General features: G+C 78.1%; 1 protein-coding gene and 1 pseudogene. Both read right to left on the bottom strand.

Annotated features, from left to right (window positions below):
• The coding region (locus GTW40_RS23405) for a DUF4439 domain-containing protein (protein WP_161182152.1) at nt 1-332 on the bottom strand (332 nt) is incomplete at its 3' end.
• A pseudogene (locus tag GTW40_RS23400) lies at nt 329-585 on the bottom strand (hypothetical protein); the annotation flags it as partial. The gene GTW40_RS23405 and the pseudogene GTW40_RS23400, both read right to left, overlap by 4 nt.

Genomic DNA, 585 nt, shown 5'->3' with positions numbered 1-585 from the left:
CCCGTCGCCGAGCGCACCAGGTCCGAGTAGACCCCGGCGACCCGCTGCTCCAGATCCGCGGCCAGCCGCACCGCCGAGGCGGAGTCCGCCACCGTGAACGGCAGCGCGTACGCGGCGCTCGCGGCCACCGGCTCGCCGCCCAGGTCGCGCACCGAGCGCGCGAGTCCGTCCCGGCGGGCCCGGTGGGCGTCCCAGGCCGCCTTCGCCTCCGCGCGGCGGTCCGCGCCGACCCGGCCGCCGACGACGCCGTAGCCGTACACCGCCGCGTGCTCGGCGGCCAACGCGGCCTGGAGCGCGGTCAGTTCGGTCTTGTTGGTGGTGCTGTCGCTCACTTGTCCCCCTCGGTCAGCACGAACGCGTGGGCCGCACCGGCGGCCGCCACCGACGCCATCAGCCGGGCCAGCTCGCCGGGCACGTCCAGGAGCGCCCTGGCCCGCCGGTCGGCGAGGGTGCGCTCGGCGGTCGCGAGCCAGGCCCGCGCGTCCTTCTCGGTGGTGGGTACGGGGTCGGGGCTCGCGCTGGGGCCGGCGGAGGCCGCCTCCTTGCCGTGCTTGGCGTCGTCCTTGTCGGACGGGGAGGCGGCGG

It is taken from the genome of Streptomyces sp. SID4985, from assembly GCF_009863025.1.
Taxonomy (GTDB): domain Bacteria; phylum Actinomycetota; class Actinomycetes; order Streptomycetales; family Streptomycetaceae; genus Streptomyces.
The sequence above is the reverse complement of the archived record's forward strand: the minus strand, read 5'-3'. Positions and strand labels throughout refer to the sequence as shown.